The organism is Streptacidiphilus sp. P02-A3a (genome assembly GCF_014084105.1).
Classification (GTDB): Bacteria; Actinomycetota; Actinomycetes; order Streptomycetales; family Streptomycetaceae; genus Streptacidiphilus.
Genome location: NZ_CP048289.1, coordinates 8,812,521 through 8,829,476 on the forward strand (window position 1 = coordinate 8,812,521; position 16,956 = coordinate 8,829,476).

The 16,956-nt window shown below is 70.7% G+C and carries 14 protein-coding genes and 1 pseudogene; 6 read left to right on the forward strand and 9 right to left on the reverse strand.

Annotated elements, in window-relative coordinates; translation table 11 throughout:
• Nucleotides 1-108: 108 nt before the first annotated feature.
• The gene (locus tag GXP74_RS37400) at nt 109-822 is read right to left on the reverse strand and encodes a hypothetical protein (RefSeq protein WP_182455634.1); all 714 of its coding nucleotides are present in this window, start codon (nt 820-822) and stop codon (nt 109-111) included.
• A gap of 243 nt (nt 823-1,065) precedes the next feature.
• On the opposite strand from GXP74_RS37400, the gene GXP74_RS37405 reads away from it, so the two are divergent.
• From GXP74_RS37405 to GXP74_RS37430, 5 genes are all read left to right on the forward strand, one after another.
• On the forward strand, nt 1,066-1,779 hold the full coding sequence (locus GXP74_RS37405) for a DUF2975 domain-containing protein (RefSeq protein ID WP_182455635.1): 714 nt from the start codon (nt 1,066-1,068) through the stop codon (nt 1,777-1,779).
• The gene (locus GXP74_RS37410) at nt 1,779-2,006 is read left to right on the forward strand and encodes a helix-turn-helix transcriptional regulator (protein ID WP_182455636.1); all 228 of its coding nucleotides are present in this window, start codon (nt 1,779-1,781) and stop codon (nt 2,004-2,006) included. Before GXP74_RS37405 ends, GXP74_RS37410 begins: the two co-directional genes overlap by 1 nt.
• A gap of 184 nt (nt 2,007-2,190) precedes the next feature.
• The gene (locus tag GXP74_RS37415; RefSeq protein ID WP_182455637.1) at nt 2,191-2,478 is read left to right on the forward strand and encodes a hypothetical protein; all 288 of its coding nucleotides are present in this window, start codon (nt 2,191-2,193) and stop codon (nt 2,476-2,478) included.
• A 907-nt stretch (nt 2,479-3,385) separates the two neighbouring features.
• Nucleotides 3,386-4,513, forward strand: a complete 1,128-nt coding sequence (locus tag GXP74_RS37425) for a site-specific integrase (protein ID WP_225448467.1) — start codon at nt 3,386-3,388, stop codon at nt 4,511-4,513.
• Nucleotides 4,513-7,023, forward strand: coding sequence for a site-specific integrase (locus GXP74_RS37430; protein WP_225448468.1), 2,511 nt, complete (start codon nt 4,513-4,515; stop codon nt 7,021-7,023). Before GXP74_RS37425 ends, GXP74_RS37430 begins: the two co-directional genes overlap by 1 nt.
• Nucleotides 7,024-7,193: 170 nt before the next feature.
• On the opposite strand, the gene GXP74_RS37435 is transcribed toward GXP74_RS37430, so the two are convergent.
• The 8 genes and pseudogenes from GXP74_RS37435 to GXP74_RS37470 all read right to left on the reverse strand — a co-directional run bounded on the left by GXP74_RS37435 (nt 7,194) and on the right by GXP74_RS37470 (nt 15,875).
• The gene (locus GXP74_RS37435) at nt 7,194-7,730 is read right to left on the reverse strand and encodes a hypothetical protein (RefSeq protein WP_182455638.1); all 537 of its coding nucleotides are present in this window, start codon (nt 7,728-7,730) and stop codon (nt 7,194-7,196) included.
• A 97-nt stretch (nt 7,731-7,827) separates the two neighbouring features.
• A pseudogene (locus GXP74_RS37440) lies at nt 7,828-8,438 on the reverse strand (IS5 family transposase); the annotation flags it as partial.
• 53 nt (nt 8,439-8,491) lie between these two features.
• Nucleotides 8,492-9,118, reverse strand: a complete 627-nt coding sequence (locus GXP74_RS37445) for a histidine phosphatase family protein (protein ID WP_182455640.1) — start codon at nt 9,116-9,118, stop codon at nt 8,492-8,494.
• A 143-nt stretch (nt 9,119-9,261) separates the two neighbouring features.
• Entirely contained in the window at nt 9,262-9,981 is a 720-nt protein-coding gene (locus tag GXP74_RS37450) for a class I SAM-dependent methyltransferase (protein WP_182455641.1), read from the reverse strand.
• Nucleotides 9,982-10,019: 38 nt separating this feature from the next.
• Nucleotides 10,020-11,633: an amidohydrolase gene (locus GXP74_RS37455; protein WP_182455642.1), complete on the reverse strand. Its 1,614-nt coding sequence runs from the start codon at nt 11,631-11,633 to the stop codon at nt 10,020-10,022.
• 22 nt (nt 11,634-11,655) lie between these two features.
• The gene (locus GXP74_RS37460) at nt 11,656-12,354 is read right to left on the reverse strand and encodes a TetR family transcriptional regulator C-terminal domain-containing protein (protein WP_182455643.1); all 699 of its coding nucleotides are present in this window, start codon (nt 12,352-12,354) and stop codon (nt 11,656-11,658) included.
• A gap of 110 nt (nt 12,355-12,464) precedes the next feature.
• Nucleotides 12,465-13,733, reverse strand: a complete 1,269-nt coding sequence (locus GXP74_RS37465; RefSeq protein ID WP_182455644.1) for an MFS transporter — start codon at nt 13,731-13,733, stop codon at nt 12,465-12,467.
• 102 nt (nt 13,734-13,835) lie between these two features.
• Nucleotides 13,836-15,875 carry an alpha/beta fold hydrolase gene (locus tag GXP74_RS37470; protein ID WP_182455645.1) on the reverse strand — a complete coding sequence of 680 codons (2,040 nt, stop codon included), beginning with the start codon at nt 15,873-15,875 and terminating at the stop codon, nt 13,836-13,838.
• A 116-nt stretch (nt 15,876-15,991) separates the two neighbouring features.
• Between GXP74_RS37470 and GXP74_RS37475 the strand changes: the two genes are divergently transcribed.
• Entirely contained in the window at nt 15,992-16,936 is a 945-nt protein-coding gene (locus GXP74_RS37475) for an NADP-dependent oxidoreductase (protein WP_182455646.1), read from the forward strand.
• Nucleotides 16,937-16,956: the final 20 nt, after the last annotated feature.

The window sequence follows — 16,956 nt, forward strand, 5'->3', positions numbered from 1 at the left end:
TTGTGACGTCGGCCACCCCACTTGGATTGGGGTGGCCGACGCTTCAACTGCCTTGCCTGGCAGCTAAATTGATGGTTGCAGAGCTAGAGCTTCGGGTCCTGCAACCCTCTAGTCAGATCCGGTGATCCATGTCTGTCCATCGACATTGCAGTTGATACGCTGCCAGTGGCCTGCGTCGATCGGAATGCCCTTGGCGATAACGGATACCTCGAAGTCGTCGCCGTCGTTCATGTAGCTGCCGGTCTGGCTCGTAGCGTGGTTGTGCCAGTTTCCGCACCAGGTTACGGAGACCTGGTAGCCGATACCCGAGCTATCGTTGCAGTCCAGGAAGTCCTCCCAGACTTCACCACCGGTGTAGTAGAACGCCGTGGAGATGGTGTTGCCCCAGACCGCGCAGGCTATGGCGCTGCACGTGTGCGTGCTGGCCGTGGTGTAGTAAGTCGTCTGCGGCTTGACCGTAGAGGCGTGCACTCCGGTCGACTGCTTGACGATGCGAGCCGTTCCGATGGTCAGGGTCTCGGTGTTCTCGCAGGTCTTCCCGATCTTGATGCCGGGGTGCTGCTGGTGGATCATGGCGCATTCAGATGCCGGAGCTGGCACCTCGAACGTGTAGGTGTGCGGGGCCGCTCCCGGGGCCACCTTGTCGGTAGCCCATGAGCCGGAAGTTCCGCTTGACGCCTCGTGGACGAACGAGCTGGTCTCTACGGTGGTGCTGGCTAACGCCTTCGCCGCCGTGATGGTGGGCTGAGCGGCGCTGGCAGGACTGGTGGATGCGACGAAAAACGCTCCAACCAGCAAGGCCGGGGCAATGGCTGCCGCCATCAACTCCCTCATTCGTTTCAAGATCACTCCCCGTGATACGTGAAGGACACGGGGAACCAGGCCGACAGAATGACCTTGAAGTGGAGCCCCCCGTGTCCCAGCCGTGTGGGCTGGGCAGTTAGATCATGCCCAGATCGGTAAGAGGTTCGCAGTCGGAGCGATCGGGCTTTGCCTTAACTTTGCATAGTCTCCCCATCGAGGGATCGCGCCAGAATGATAACAAAATGGGGTATATCAAGCACCTTGACAGGCTCGACCATGGTGGCGTACGTTCCGGAGGGTAACGATATTCGATATGGCATGGGGGTATCCATGGTGATCGGTAAAGTTCGCAATCCCGTTGAACCGCTGGCGACTACATCCAGGGTGGCACTGGGGGGCGCTCTCGCAGTGATCGTTTTTGGTGTCGTGGCGGCGGTATTTGGGAGCAATGGCGTCTTTGGCTTTGGAGGTGATCAAGCTGCATGCCTCGACGTCCCATCGGCGCTGGTACGCTTCCATGGCGATGGCGGAACCATTTTCGGGCTCCGTTCTGGGGTTGCGACGTTCGCTGATTCCTTCAACCTCTGTGCCACGAATCCAAGAACGAGTGAACGTCTACTGCTTAGCCTCACTGAGATTCCGGGATATCTTCTATTCGTCGTCATGGCTGTGCTCGTGGTGAGGTTCACTCGAACCGCTTCGCGAAGCGGTGTATACAGCGGGTCCAGTGCGCGGCAGATTCGGCTCATTGCCTGGACTCTCGTTCTAGGCGAGATTATCGCCACGGGTATTGAGGCAACCGCAAGTCGCTCCCTCTTTGATGCAATGACCAGCTATCACAGTGGGGCTCAGGCGCTGCTAGATTTCTGGGACTTCCATCTGTCTCTTGTTTTCGTGTCTCTTGGACTCCTCACCTTCGCCCGTATCGTCTCGCTCGGCGTGCGGATGCGTGAAGAGAATGAGGGGACCATCTAATGGCCGCTGGGGAGACCGAAGCTCACGCAATCGCTGTCCATCTAGACAAGCTGCTCACCCAACGGGGAATGACCCTCACTGAGCTCTCGGAACTTGTCGGAGTGACTAACGTGAATCTGTCCGTTCTGAAGAACGGGCATGCCCGGGCGATTAGGTTCACTACCTTGACAAAGCTGTGCGAAGTCCTGGAATGTCAGCCCGGAGACCTCCTCACGTTCGATGGCTGAGTGAGCGCTCGCGACTGCCTCCTCAGCGCCGAGTGCGCCCCCATAAGCGGCCCTAGCCGTCTGGCCCCTCCCCGTGACGGATAGCTGGGGCGTTCTCCTTGCTGGCTACGGCTACGGCTACGTCATAGTCGTTGCACATAGTCTGGATTGCGCGGGCGCAGGCCCTGTATGCATGGAGGGCACTGTGAGCCTGCGTGAGATCCGGCTCGACGCCTGGAGCTGGTTGAACTGCAAGCCGGTCATGGCCCACCCCGAGAGCCCGCAGGCTCGCCGCGTGTTTCCCGAACTGGCTCGTACGTGGGTGCCCGAGCAGGACAAGCGCCGGTTGGCCGTCTACAAGTTGCTGACCGCACAAGGGAACGGACAGGCCGGGCAGATCGCTGAGGTCGCAGGCGACGAGGACGCTGCCGAGCGGCGCGAGCTGGACGACGCGGCCAAGTTGATCGATGCTGCGCTCAGCTACCTCCTCTGAGCAGCAGATCGCTGTGGATGACTTGGAGCACGCCGAGGACGAGGACCCGCCAGCCGGTGCGGCAAATGCCGCCGTGACGCGGGACAGGCTGCGGCCGCAGGTGCAGTCGGAGCTGCTGCGGATGCAGCGGGCGGTGTGCCATTCGATCCGTCGATAGCGTCTACACGTTGGCATGGGAGCCGACGAGAAGTGGGTGCTGCTGAGAGCCATGGATTCCGGCTTCCACTTCCCGGAGCGGGATGAAGCTGAGCAGGATGGGATGGAGTGCCCGCAGCGGCCGCAATTCGCGTGGGAGCTGCCCGCGGACTCTCGGGGCGGCCTCAAGGCGACGCTCCGGCGGATCACCTAGGACTTGTCCGGTCGATCACGTGCGGAGTCGGATGACGGGGGCGGCTGTGGTGGCCGTGCCGAGGTAGACGTAGCCGCGTTTGTCGTAGTGCGTGGCCGCCGCTCGGGCGTGTTTGAGCTTGTTGATGGCCCATTCGACGGTGTTGTGTTTCTTGTACCGCTCCTCGTCGAAGCCCGGTGGTCGCCCGCCGCGCGAGCCCTTGCGCAGGCGGGCGGCACGACTGTCCGTCTTCTGGGGGATCGCGTGCGGGATGCCGTGCCCGCGCGGGTAGTCGCGGCACGGGCCGTTGCTGTAGGCCTTGTCGGCGGCCAGGCTGTCGGGTGTCTTGCGGGGCCTGCCCGGACCGATCCGTTGACCGGACTACGAGAGGACACGCCGGGCCGGTGCGCATCCCCCAGCTGGCCTAGTCGGTAGACGTTGCGTATCTGATCGACAAGGGAGCGCAACGAGTTGAGCGAGTTCCGTGACATCCGTGCCATCGAGCTGCCCCGCTGGGGACGAGTCGCGCCAGAGCCGGGGGTCTTGCCCTGGCTGGTCCTTGACGAGGAGGGAAGAGCTGTGCCGCCGGTCCGTACGTTCCTGATCGACTTCATTGCCCGGGACAACCGGACCGGCAGTGTCCGCAGCTACGCCTACGACCTGCTGCGATGGTGGCGATGGCTGCGCGTACTCGACGTCGAGTGGGACAAGGCCACATCTGCTGAAGTCCGGGACTTCGTCCTGTGGCTCGGTGCCGCGACCAAGCCCCGGAGGGCAGCGCGGACGCACTCAGCGGCGACGGCCAGCACCACCAACCCGATCACCAAGAAGACCTACCTGGACGACCGGTACAAGCCGCGCACCATCCGGCACAGCAACGCCGTCATCCGGGCCTTCTACGACTTCTGGATCCAGTCCGGGGGTGGCCCGCTGATCAACCCAGTGCCACTGGCCCGGAGCGATCGGCGACGGGCACACGCCCACCACAATCCGCTGGAGCCGTTCCGCGGCGAGGCGCGCCTGCGCTACAACCCCCGGATCCCGCGCCGCCGACCCAGGCAGATGCCAGACGAGCAGTGGAACGAGCTGTTCGCAGCCCTGCGCTCCAATCGCGACCGTGCCATCTTGGCGACCGCGGTCAGCAACGGTGCCCGTGCCTCCGAACTGCTGGGGGTGCGCGGAGTGGACCTGGACTGGGGCGACCAGCTCGTGCGCGTCGTGCGCAAGGGCACGCTCGCCGAGCAGTGGCTGCCCACCAGCCCCGAGGCGATGATCTGGATCCGGCTCTACCTCGCCGAGGGGCCGCCGCTGGACCTCCAGGCACCGCTGTGGTGGACCCTTCGCCGCCGCAACCATGGTGAGCGACTGGCCTACCAGCCCATGAATTACGAGGCTCTGCGGGCGGTCTTCCGCCGGGTCAACGTGCTGCTGGGCACGAACTGGTCGATGCACGACCTTCGGCACACCGCAGCGCTTCGCATGTCGCGCGACGAGCGGCTCTCGCTGCGCGATGTGCAGACGATCCTCGGCCATGCCCACATGTCCACCACGGCCGACATCTACCTGGTCGAAGAGGATGAGCACGTCATCCGGCGAGTCGCCGAGCATCTGGCCGACATCAAGGAACGGGCTGCACGGCCCGCTCCACCCGTTGCCAACGGCTACTCGGCCGAGGATCTGCACGTGCTGTTCGGGGGTGGCCACTGATGGCCAGCAGGCCCTCCAAGACCCGCCGGGCCAACAGCGTGCGTCTGGCGGGCACCGCGCCGACGCCGCCGAGGTTGCTGTTCGTCGAACACGACCTGGCCGTCGACGAGTTCCGCGTCGGTCCGCACGACAGCTGCACCCGTGAGGAGATCCTCGCGGTCCTGCCGGACCTGCCGACCTGGCCGTCTGGTTCCCCGGCAGGCGACGAGATCGCCCGGCACCGGCTGGTCGGCGCCGCCCGGATCCTGGACTGGCTGCTCACCTTCCCCGGCGACGGATGGCAGGCCAGGTGGAGGGCCGCCGACGCTGACCGGGGCAAGGAGTGGCTGGAGCCGCTGATCGCCGCCGATCCACGCACCAGCTACCAGGGCAAGCGCAGCGAGCTCATGTCCGGGCTGGGGACGATGCTCCTGAGCCGGGTCGTGCTGCCCAGCTACGGGTTCCTGCGCGGTTACAAGGCAATGTCCCTGTTCAAGGAGTTGCAGCAGACGTTCCCCGATGGGTCGGTGGAGGCGATGCGCGAGCACGGCGCCTCTATCGGCATGGTGCCACGCCACGTCGACGAAGGCCTGCGCCTGATTTCGACGATCGTCCTGCATACCGGCCACGGCCTGCGAGAGCTCACCGCCGAGGACATCTTCCAAGTCCGGGCGGTCGGCCGCCGCTGGAACGGGGAGGCGCTGGTCGGCACCCATCCGGCCTGGGACCTGCTGCGGGGCATCGACGTCATCGTCTCCAAGGACTCCCTCAAGGACGCACTGCGGCACGGGCAGCGGCCCACGGCCGAGCTGGTCGACACCTACAACATCCAGAACACCGCGATCCGCAACGTGCTGGTGCGCTACCTGGAAGAACGGCGTCCTGCTCTGGACTACGGATCGTTCCGCGGCCTGGTGCGCGAGCTGGCCTTTGTCTTCTGGGCCGACATCGAGGCCCACCACCCCGGCATCGACACGCTGCGGCTGCCCCAGGACGTCATCGACGGCTGGAAGCAGCGATTGACCACCTACGTCGACGCCAAGACCGGTGAGGTCAAGGAACGCAACGACCGCATCAGGGTCATGATGCGGATCCGCGGCTTCTACCTGGACATCCAGGAATGGGCGCACGAGGACCCGTTCTGGGTGCCGTGGGCAGTTCCCAGCCCGATCAACCGCGGCGACGGCGCTGGCAACATGAAGATCCTCGCTGCGACCCAGTCCCGGATGCACCAGCGCGTCCGCGAACGCCTCCCCCACCTGCCGCTGCTGGTCGAGACCGCGGAGCGGGTCCACCAGCAGTCTGTGGAATTGCTGGCGGCAGCCACCGCGACCGGCTTCGAGGAGCACTTCGAGTACGACGGGACCCACTACCGACGCGTCATGCCCAGCGCGCATCGGGTCACCAGCCGGCCCGAGCACGCCTCCAACCACGTGTTCGTTCACGTCGCCGGCAAGCCCAAGCCGTCGCAGCGACCTATCGACCTGACCACGGCCGAGGACGACGCGTTCTGGGCCTGGGCGGTCATCGAGGCGCTGCGGCACACCGGCGTCCGTGTTGAGGAGCTGACCGAGATCACGCACCTGGCGCTGGTCTCCTACCGGCTGGCCGACACCGCAGAGGTCGTTCCGCTGCTGCAGATCGTTCCCTCCAAGAGCAACGAGGAGCGACTGCTGCTGGTCAGCCCGGAACTGGCCAGCGTGCTCGCCACCATCATCAAGCGGGTGCGCGACGCCAACAGCGGCACGATTCCGCTGGTCGCCCGCTACGACCACCACGAGCGCGTCACAGGACCAGCACTGCCCCACCTTTTCCAGCGCCGGCACTACTGGCAAGCCCAGGTCCTCAACGAGACCGCGGTCAAACGCCTGCTGGACAAGTCACTGGCACACACCGGCCTGCTCGACGCCGCAGGCAACCCACTGCGCTACACCCCGCACGACTTCCGCAGAATGTTTGCCACCGAGGCGGTCACCGGCGGGCTGCCCGTCCACATCGCCGCTCGCATCCTCGGTCACAAGACGCTCACCACTACCCAGGCCTACCTTGCGGTCTTCCAAGATGACCTGGTCAGGACCTACCGCGGTTTCCTCGACCGCCGACGCACCTTCCGGCCGACCGAGGAATACCGCAAACCCACCGACGACGAGTGGCGCGAGTTCCAAGACCATTTCGAGCTGCGCAAAGTCTCTCTGGGTACCTGTGGGCGCCCCTACGGCACACCGTGCCAGCACGAGCACGCCTGCATCCGATGCCCGGTCCTTCGGCTGGACCCAGCCCAGCGGCCCCGTCTTATCGAGATCATCGCCAACCTGCGCGATCGGATCGCCGAAGCCCGCACCAACGGCTGGCACGGCGAGGTCGAAGGACTCCAGGTCAGCCACAACGCGGCAACCGCCAAGCTCAACAGTCTCAACCGGACCCCCACCGACGGCCGCCGACGCCTTGTCGAACTCGGCATGCCGCTCTTCGCCGATCAACCCGCACAACCCCAAGAGAACGAGGGCACGTCATGCGACCCCTCCGCTTGATCTTGTTCGGCGACCTCCGCCTGAACGGCGCACACCTGCCGAAGGTCGACCGCACCGAAGACGTCCGTGACCCCGCTGCCGCTGCCAGGGGCATCGACGGCTTAGAGGAACGACACCCCGACGACTCAACTGCGGCTGAGCCACCGCGGCCCGGCGCACTCGTCGACTTGCTAGGCCAGCGACTTCGCCAGGCGACGGTAGGTGAGCTCCTGTGCGCCCAGAACCTGACGGAGCTCGGAGACGCCGCCGGCCTCCAGCGCACGACGAGCGTCGATCTGAGATGCCCGCTCATAGGTAACGAGGCTGCCGCCCGGGTCAATCTCAGGGTCGACCATGTCCGGCCACAGGACCGCAGCGTCTCCCGCAAGGGCGAGAACCTCAGGCAGGCCGTATTGCTCGTCGGGTTGCTCCAGCGCCTGCAGGACTCGCCCTATCACCGCGAATCCAGCCTGGGTGAACGCGATGGCATGCCCCATCGAGTAGCTGCCCCGGACGACACTCAGACCCGACCGAGCCTGTTGCAAGAGACCCTGATTCAGCGTCCGGCCCGCTGCTGCCCGCAGGCCGGCTCGAAGACCCGCGTCAGCAAGGTAGTAAGGCTCAGCAAGACCTGCCCGCTCGGCGAGCACGTAGAGAGCCCCTCCAAGCCGCAGGGCGGTCGAGCACGCCAACGCCAGCGCCGACGTGCTGTCCAAGTCGTCGTGCATGTTCGGGCCAACCTCGTAGGCGCAGTAGATCCAGGACGCCTCACCGTACTGCCACCGCAGCCCGTATCGGTCACGTCCTCAGGAGGCAACTTCTTAGTCCGGAAAAGGTCCGCGGGACGCGGATCTTCTCCAGCACGGGCTCGAACTGCGTGCGGTCCGCCCGCTGTCCCGGGGTGAGGACCAGGGACAGCGGGCGGCAGCGGCTGTCCGCGCTCAGGTGGACCTTGGTGGTGGACCCGCCGCGCGAGCGGCCCAGGTCCTCGCCTCCAGCACCACCTCCACCAGACGGGCGACGAGGCTCTGCCACGGCGTCTGGTCCTGGTGTTCCCCTGGCCCAGCCCCCTTTGAGGCCAGGGCCGGTGGCCGGTCGGTGCGGGCGCCGGCCGCGTGCTGGTGGGCCCGCACGATGGTCGAGTCGACCGAGACGTCCCAGTCGATGTCGCCGACCGCGTCCGCTTCGGCCTGCACCTGCTGGAGCAGCCGTTCCCAGGTCCCGTCGGCCGACCACGGCCGATGGCGTTCGTAGACCGTCTTCCACGGCGCGAAGCGCTCGGGCAGGTCACGCCAGTGCACTGCGGTCCGCACCCGGTGCACAATCCCGTCGATCACCGGCCGATGGTCCCGCCACCGGCCACAACGCCTGTCGCTGACCGGCAGGAACGGCCGCAGCCGTTCCCACTCGGCATCCGTCAGATCTCCCCGCCCCATGCCCGAACCAACGAGCAAGTCAGGCGATAGCCACATGATCGGGCGGACAGGCCCTAGCCGCGCAGGGTGGCGGTGAGCGGGCGGGTGGTGGCCAGGTGGCTGGTGTCGTTGTAGGTGAGGAGGGTGGGCGGCAGGCCCGGGGTGTAGCGGATGACGGTGAGCGCGGTGTTGGCGTGGTTGAGGGTCAGCCAGCGCCAGTTCGGCGCGTCCAGGGCCTGCCGGACCAGCCAGGCGGCCAGGTAGTTGTGGGTGACCAGCAGTTCGTGGCGCTCCTGGCCGCCCGCGACCGGTCCGGTGAACCGGGCCACGGCCTCGCGGGCGAGCGCGGCGCCCTGCTCCACCTCCTCGGCGCTGACAGCAGTGAAGCGGTCGAGCACGCCCAGCAGGAACTCCGCGTACTCCAGGGGCAGTTCGTCGGCCTGCGGCAGGTAGGGCAGGTAGTCCCCGGCGGCCGGGTCGGCCGTGCGGGGGACGCCGTCCAGCTGCTCGGCGATCAGCTGCGCGGTCTGCGCGGCGCGGGTCAGCGGGCCGTGGTTCAGCGCCGAGAGCGGGCAACCGCGCAGTCGCCGCCCGAGCAGCTCCGCCTGGCGGCGGCCGTTCGCGCTCAGTCCGCCGCCGTCGCCGGGCAGGGCCTCGGCGTGCCGGACGAGATACAGGTAGCGGGTGGCGGTTCCGCCCATGCTCGGCCTCCTGCTGATCGGCTGATCGCTGATCGCTGATCGATACGCGCTGCTGCGTCAGACGGACGCCACCGGCCCGCGCCCCGGTTCCCGCGCGGCTGCCGACGGCGCGGGACCGGACGCGCGGGGGCAGGGCGCGAAGGTCAGGGCTTGTACGCCAGCAGGTACGCCTGCGGACCGGCCTCCCGCTGGTCCGGCTCGCGCAGCAGGCGGGCTTCGACCACCAGGCCCGCCTCGGACAGCAGCTGTTCGACCCGCTCCGGGGGCGTCCAGTAGACGTCCAGCGCGAGCTCGTGCCCGTAGCCGCTGGTCAGTCGGCGCAGTTCGTCCCCGGCCTTGAAGGCGGTCAGCAGCCGGCCGCCCGGGGCGAGCACCCGGTGGAACTCGGCGAACACCACCGGCAGCAGCTCCGGCGGGGTGTGCACGGTCGAGTACCAGGCCAGGACGCCGCCGAGGGAGCCGTCAGCGAGGTCCAGGGCGGTCATCGACCCCTCGTCGAACCGCAGCTCGGGATAGCCGGCGCGGGCGACCGCGACCATCTCCGGCGACAGGTCGACGCCGAAGGCGGTCAGCCCGAGCGCGTGCAGATGCGCCGTCACCCGCCCCGGCCCGCAGCCGAGATCGGCCACCGGACCGGCGTCCGCCGCGCGCACCTGTTCGGCGAACGCGGCGAGCATCGCCCGGTCCAGCGGCTTGGCGTCCAACTCGCCGCGCAGCAGCCTGGCGTAGTCGGCGGCGACGGTGTCGTAGGCCGTTCGGGTGGCCCGCAGATGGTCGGCGGGCGGGTGGGTGGCGGGCGGGTGGGTGGCGGGCGGGTGGGCGTTGTGCGGTTGGTCGGCGGGCGGGTGGGTGGCTTCGGTCATGGCCGAGGACCCTAGCCGCAGTCCGCAGGGGGGCGGCGTCAGATGGCCGGATCGCGGTGGGTCGGTCGGCCGTCGACGACGGTGAGCAGCACCGGCAGCTCCGCCAGGTCGGTGTCGGGGACGGTCAGCGGATCGTCGGCGAGGACGGTGAGGTCGGCCCGGTAGCCGACGGCCAGCCGCCCCGCGATCCCCTCCTCGCCCGCGGCCCAGGCCGGGTTGACGGTCATCCCCTGGAGCGCCCGCAGCGGCGAGAGCGCCTGGTCGATGCCGTGCGGCGGCTCGGTCAGGTCGCGGCTGGGACGCCGGTGGCGGGCCCCGGCCATCACGCCCAGCGGCGGGTAGGGGGCGATCGGCCAGTCGGAGCCGAGGACGACCCGGGCCCCGGACTCCCACAGGTCCCGGCAGCGCCACGCCCGCGCGGCCCGCTCCTCGCCGAGGCGGCGGGACCAGTTGTCGGTGTGGTCCGCCCGGGTGTACTCGCAGCAGTGGGTGGGCTGCATCGAGGCGGTGACGCCGAGCCGCGCGAAGCGGTGCACGGTGTCGTCCGGCACGGTCTCGATGTGCTCGACCCGGTGCCGGACCGGGGCGCCGTCGGCGGCGGCCTTCTCGATGGAGTCGAGGACGTGCCGGACCGCCGCGTCACCGATGGCGTGGGTGGCCGTGGGTACGCCCGCGCGGTGCAGTTCGCCGATCACGCGGGTGTAGGCGTCCGGGTCGGGCCAGAAGGCGTGGGTGGACTCGCCGTGGCAGTCGGCGTGCTCCAGCCACGCGGTGCCGTTGTCGATGGTGCCGTCCATGAACAGCTTGACGCCCGCGACCTGCCACAGCCTGCCGCCGGTGCCCTGGAGCCGGATCAGTTCGGCCACCGCGTCCGCGTCGGCGCCGGGCTGGCAGCGCGGGGCGATCCGGAAGCGGAGGCCGAGCGCGTCGTCGGCCTCCAGGGCGGCGTAACCGGCGAGCCCCTCGCCGTCCATGGCGTGGCCGCCGGTCAGGCCGGAGGCGGCCATGGCCCGCAGCAGCGCGGCGCTGCGCTGGTGCAGTTCGGCGGCGGTGGGCTTGGGGGCGACGGCTTCCACGAGTTCGCAGGCGGCGTCCTCCAGCAGCAGCCCGGTGGGGCGGCCCCCGGCGTCGCAGACGATCTCCGCCGCCTGCTCGAAGCGGCGCGGTCCGTCGATGCCCGCCAGCTCCAGCGCCCGGGGGCTCACCAGCATGGAGTGCCCGTCGAACAGGTCGAGCGCGGCCGGGACCTGCGCCAGTACCGGTCCCAGTGCCGCCGCGCCGACCGGTCCGCCGCCGAAGACGTTGGGGTCCAGGCCCCAGCCGCGGAGCCAGTCGCCCGGGGCCAGGGTGCGGAGCTCCTGGGCGAGGGCCTCGCGCACGGCGGTCAGCTCGGTACAGCCGGACAGGTCCACGCCGCCGGTGCGCTCGGCGCCGGAGACGGGGTGCAGGTGGCCGTCGACGAGGCCGGGGGTGACCACCGCGCCCCTGAGGTCGATCACGGTGGTGGCCGGTCCCGCGAGCGCGCGGATCTCCCGGTCGTCGCCGAGCCGGGTGATCCGGCCGCCCGCCGCGGCGAGCGCGGTCTGCGGCAGGAACCGGCCGCTGACCGGGTCGAGCAACCGGCCGGAGAACAGGACGAGATCGGCGGACACGGGCGACTCCTTCGTTGGTCTCTTACTGCGTCGGCGCGGCCTGCGTCGGCGCGGCCTGCGTCGATGGCGCCTGCGTCGGCGCCGGGGTGGCGGCGAGCTCGGTGAGCGCGCCGACGGGGAGCCTCAGCTCCCGTTCGGCGGTGAGCACCGCCATGTTCGTCACCGCCGGGGGGCGGTCGCTCCGGTCGGTGTTGGCGTGGGCGCCGAGGCCGTCCAGCACCACCAGGATCTGGATCGCGGCCACCCCGGGGTCGTCCGGGCGGAAGACCCCGCTGTCGGCGCCCTCCTGGATCAGCCGGGTCAGCCGCTCGCGCCAGAGCGCCTCCTGGGCGCCGACCCGGTCCCGCAGGATCGCGCGGTGTCGGCTCAGGTACCTGGCGTTGAGCCACAACCGGCTCACCGCGTCGTACCGCTCGCCGGAGGTCAGCGAGAAGAAGCGGCCGAGGTGGCCGAGCGCCTGGCCCGCGGGCCGGTCGGCGGGGATCAGCTCGTCCAGCTCGGCGGTCGCCGCGACGCCGAAGGCCTCCGCGACCAGATCCTCCGCCACCGGGAAGTAGTGGCTGATCAGGCCGGGTCGGACGGTCAGCGCGTCGGCGATCCGGCGCATCGTGACGCATTCGAGCCCCTCCTCCAGCGCGACCGCGGCGGCGGCCGCCACGATCTCGGCCCGGCGGGCCTCCGGGGCTTTGCGCACCCGCTTCGGCTGGACGCTCGACGTCATGCCGTGCACGCTATTGGATGTGCGACCAATAGACAAGCCGACCTCATTGCCCTTGCTCGCTCGTTCGGAGGACTCCATGACCTCCACGATTCCAGACCCCGCAGCGGCCGCTAACCGGCGTCCGGTACCGGCGTCGCCGGGGGCAGCGGCACCGCGACGACCTGGCGGGTGCGCTCGGCCCACCGGGCCACCGGCGGACCGGCCAGCCCCAGCGCCGCCAGGAAGGCGCCGAGCAGCAGCCATCCGGCCTGCCCCAGTCCCAGGCAGACGCCGGTGAGCAGCAGCGGCGCCAGCGCCTGCCCGGTGTCGAAGCCGACGCCGAGCAGGCCCTGGTACTGCCCCTGGGCGTGGTCCGGCGCCAGGCCGAAGCCGAGCGCGGACTCGGCCGAGGACTGCCACACCTCGGCGACGCTGTGCACCGCGATCGCCAGGACCAGCAGCCCCGGCGCGACCCAGACCGGGACGTCCGCGCTCAGCGCCATCAGCGGGCAGGCGCCCAGGAACAGCAGCCCGGCCCGGCGGAACGCCCGCCCGGCCTGGCGCGGGGTCTCCACCGCCGTCCCGATCCGGGTCTGCACCAGCACGCACACCACCGAGTTGACCGCGTAGACGGCCGCGACCGTCCAGCGCGGGGCGTGGGTGTGGGCGGAGATCCAGATCGGCAGCAGCAGCGAGACCACCTGGTACTGGACGCCCATGGCGCCGTCGAGCGCGGCGAAGGCCACGAAGGCCCGGTCGGCGAGGACCGTCCAGTGGTGGTGCGTCTCCGGCCCGGGCAGCGCCGGGTAGTCGGGCAGCCGCAGCTGGAACAGCGCGCAGAGCAGGAAGCTGGCGGCGTTGGCGACGATCAGCGCGGTGTACGCGGCCCGGCTCCCGGCCTGGATGGCGAGGGCCGCGCCGAGGGTGCCCAGGACCACGGCGACGTTGTTGAGGTTCCGCAGCTTCGCCCGGAACCTGGCCGGGTGCTCGCCGCCGGTCCGGGCCACGAGCGTGCCGCGCGCGGCGTTGTACGCGGAGGAGGCCAGCCGGTCCACGGTGGCGATCAGGGTGAAGACCGGCCAGCCGTGGACGAACAGGAACGCGGCCATGCTGACCGCCTGTAGCAGCAGCGCGGCCAGCGCGACCCCGCGTGGGCCGCGCCGGTCGGCGAGGTTCCCGGCCGGGAACCCGGCCAGCAGCCCGATCAGCCCGGCGACGGTGAGCCCGAGCCCGACCTGGGTCGCGGGCAGGTGCGCCACCAGCGTGAAGTACAGCACCGCGGCGGTGTTGAACAGGCCGTTGCCGAGCCGGTTGACGAAGCTCGCCAGCGCCAGCGCCCGCTGCGGCCCGCGCTCCGGCAGCACGTCGGCCAGGCGCCGTACCACTCCCCCGTGAGCCATGGGCGCAGGCTAACGAACGCCCGCCCCGGCAGCGGCGGCGGGATCGGCGGCGGGATGCGGGAACGGGATCGGGATCGGGATCGGGATCGGGATCGGGATCGGCTACAGCATCCCGGGGCGCCGCCACCGCAGCCCGAGCACGTGCTGGTCCAGGAAGTTCAGCACCGTCTCGTGCCAGACCAGGGAGTTGTTCAGCGACCTGACCACATGGCCCTCGTCCGGGAAGTACAGGAAGCTGACCTGCTTCCGGTACCGGCGCAGGCTCTGGACCTGGCCGATCACCTGCCCCGGCGGCACCCGGGAGTCCTGGCCGCCGTGGACCACCAGCATCGGCGTCCGCACCCGCGCCGCGTCCAGGTGCGGCGAGTCGGCGTCGTAGCGCTCGCGCTGGAGCAGCGGGTCGCCGTGCCTGCGCTGGGTGGAGGCGGCCAGCTCGCTCCCGGCCAGGGACTCCGCCAGGTTCCACGGACCGGCGTGGGCGACCACCGCCCGGAACCGGTCGGTGCGGGTCGCGATCCGGTTGGCCAGGTAGCCGCCGAAGGACCAGCCCACCACGCCGGTCCGGTCGGCGTCGAGGTCCGGCCGGGCCAGGGCCGCGTCGGTCAGCGCCAGCACGTCCCGGTACGGACGGCCGCCCCACCCGTCCTGGCCGCGCTCCTGCATGCGCCGTCCGTAGCCGGTCGAGAGCGCCGGGTCGGGCAGCAGCACCGCGTAGCCCCGGGCCGCGAACGGCCACGGGTTGCACGACCACAGCCAGGTGTTCCAGGACCCCTGCGGGCCGCCGTGCAGGGCCACCAGCAGCGGCGCGGGCCGCTCGGCGCGGGCGCCCTCCGGCAGCACCAGCCAGGCCCGCAGCGGGAAGCCGTCGTCCCCCTGGCAGCGGACCTCGGTGACGGTGCCGGGCAGCGGTCCCGGGTCGCCGAGGGCGTCCAGTACGACCGGCCGCTGGTCCGGCGCGGCGGCGTCCAGCCGGACCACCCGGAGCGGGCTGTCGATCGCGCCGCGCAGCGCGTACAGGGTGGCGCCGTCGGGTGCCACGCACAGCGCGGAGTAGGCGCCGGAGGCGGTCAGCCGGGTCACCGTGCCGTCCTCGGCCCGGCGGAAGACCGGGCAGTGCCCGCGCTCGTCCCCGGTGAACCACAGCGTGCCGTCGCCCGGGACCGGTGAGAGCACCGGCCCGCCGGGCCACGGCCAGTTGTCGAACTCCGGCAGCAGATCCGTTTCCTGACCTGTCGTCAGGTCGAACCGGACCAGGGTGACCGCCCACGGGTGGTCCGGCGTCTGCTCCCGCTGCCGCTGGCAGACCAGGGCGGTGGCGTCGGCGGTGAAAGCCGGACGGTAGTAGAGGTGGCCGGGGCGCGCGAGGACCCGCGTCTCCTCGCCGGTGACCGCGTCGGCGACCACCACCACGTTGTCGACCTCACCGGGCGTCTCGCCGGGCACCGTCCGGGTGTAGGCCACCAGCGCGCCGTCGGCCGAGAGCGTGGTCGCCCCCGGGTCGCCCGGGCCCTGGCCACCGGCGTCCACCGGGCTGCCGTCCGGGCGCAGCACGAAGGTGTGCGGCTCCTCGGCGCCGGACTCCTGGTACGTCAGCCGGGCCAGGCTGCTGTCGTCGTCCTCGTAGAGCACGGCGGTGACCCGGGCCCGCTGCCGCTCGCGGCGGAGCGCCGCGTGCTCCCGGGCGTCGGCCGCACCGGGGCGCAGCGCGGCGGTGAAGCAGACGGTGCCGGAGCCACCGGCGACGGCGAAGCCGGAGAGGCCGCCGCCCGGATGCCGGGCGATCACCCGGGCCTCGCCGTCCCCGGGCAGCGCCCACAGCCGCAGGCCCGCGTCCGCCGCGTCGGACGGGTCCGGCTCGGACGGGTCCGGGCGGGCGGAGAGCAGCAGGAGCGTGCCGTCGGGCGCGAAGTCGGGGGCGCGGTCGCCGTCGACCGCCCCGGCCGGCGGCCGGGCGCCGGTTCGGCCGGTCGGATCCAGCTCCCACAGCCCGGCGGTGTAGCCGTTCCCCTCGTCGTTGACCCTCTGCACGGAGGCGATCAGGCGGCTGCCGTCGGGCGCCGACACCAGTCCGCCCAGGCGCGGCAGGCCCAGGAACCCGAGCAGGTCGTGGGAGCCCTGTGTACCAGGCGAGTTGAGGGTCATACCGACAATTCTGCGGGGCGCCCTATGATCACCTCCCATCGGGGCCTCCGGCACACCGGAGGGCGGCAGTCGGTCGGCCCGGCACCCAGGGCCGACCGGGGGGAGCGGAGAGAGCTGTGAAGGCCATAGTCGTCAGCGAGTTCGGCGGACCGGAGCAGTTGGTCCTCGGTGAGGTGAGTGAACCCCGCCCGGGGCCGGGCCAGGTACGGATCGCCGTGGCGGTGGCGGCGACCAATCCGGTCGACGCCGGACTGCGGACCGACGGCCGCTGGGCGGGCGTGACCGTGCCGTTCGTCCCCGGCTACGACGTCGCGGGGGTGGTCGACGCGGTCGGCGCCGACGTCCGGGAACCGGCCGTCGGCGACCGGGTGATGGCGATGACGCCCTTCCCCCGGGGCGGGGGCGGCTACGCCGAGTCGGTCGTCGTCGAGGCCTCGGCGGTGGCGGTGATCGCGCCGGAGGTGGGCTTCCAGGACGCGGCGGCGACCCCGCTCGCCGGTGGCACCGCCCTGGAGGTGCTGGACCGCCTGTCCTGCGCCCCCGGCAGTCGGCTGCTGGTGCTCGGCGCCAGCGGCGGCGTCGGCCTGTTCCTGCTGCAACTGGCCAGGGCGCGGGGGATCAGCACGATCGCCGTCGGCCGGTCGGCCCGGCACCCGCAGATGTCGGAGCTGGGGGCGGCGGCCTGTGTCGACTACACCCGCGAGGACATCGCCGAGCGCGCCCTCGCCCTCGCCGACGGACCGGTCGACGCGATCGCCGACCTGGTCGGCGGGCCCACCCTGAACCGCGCGCTGCCCGCGCTGCGCCCGGGCGGGGCGATCGCCGCCATCCAGACCCCGGAGCTGGATCTCGACCTGCTGCTGGACAACAACTGGACGCTGCACGGGGTGCTGGTCCACGACGACGGCCCCCGGCTGCGGCGGCTGGCCGCCCTGCTGGCGGACGGCAGCCTGCGGGCGGTGGTCAGCCACCTGTTCCCGCTGGCCGATGCCGCCCGGGCGCACGAGCTGCTGCAACGCGGCGGCAGCGGGGGCAAGATCCTGCTGGAGACCGGCCGGTAGCGGTGCGCGGCCCGGCCCGG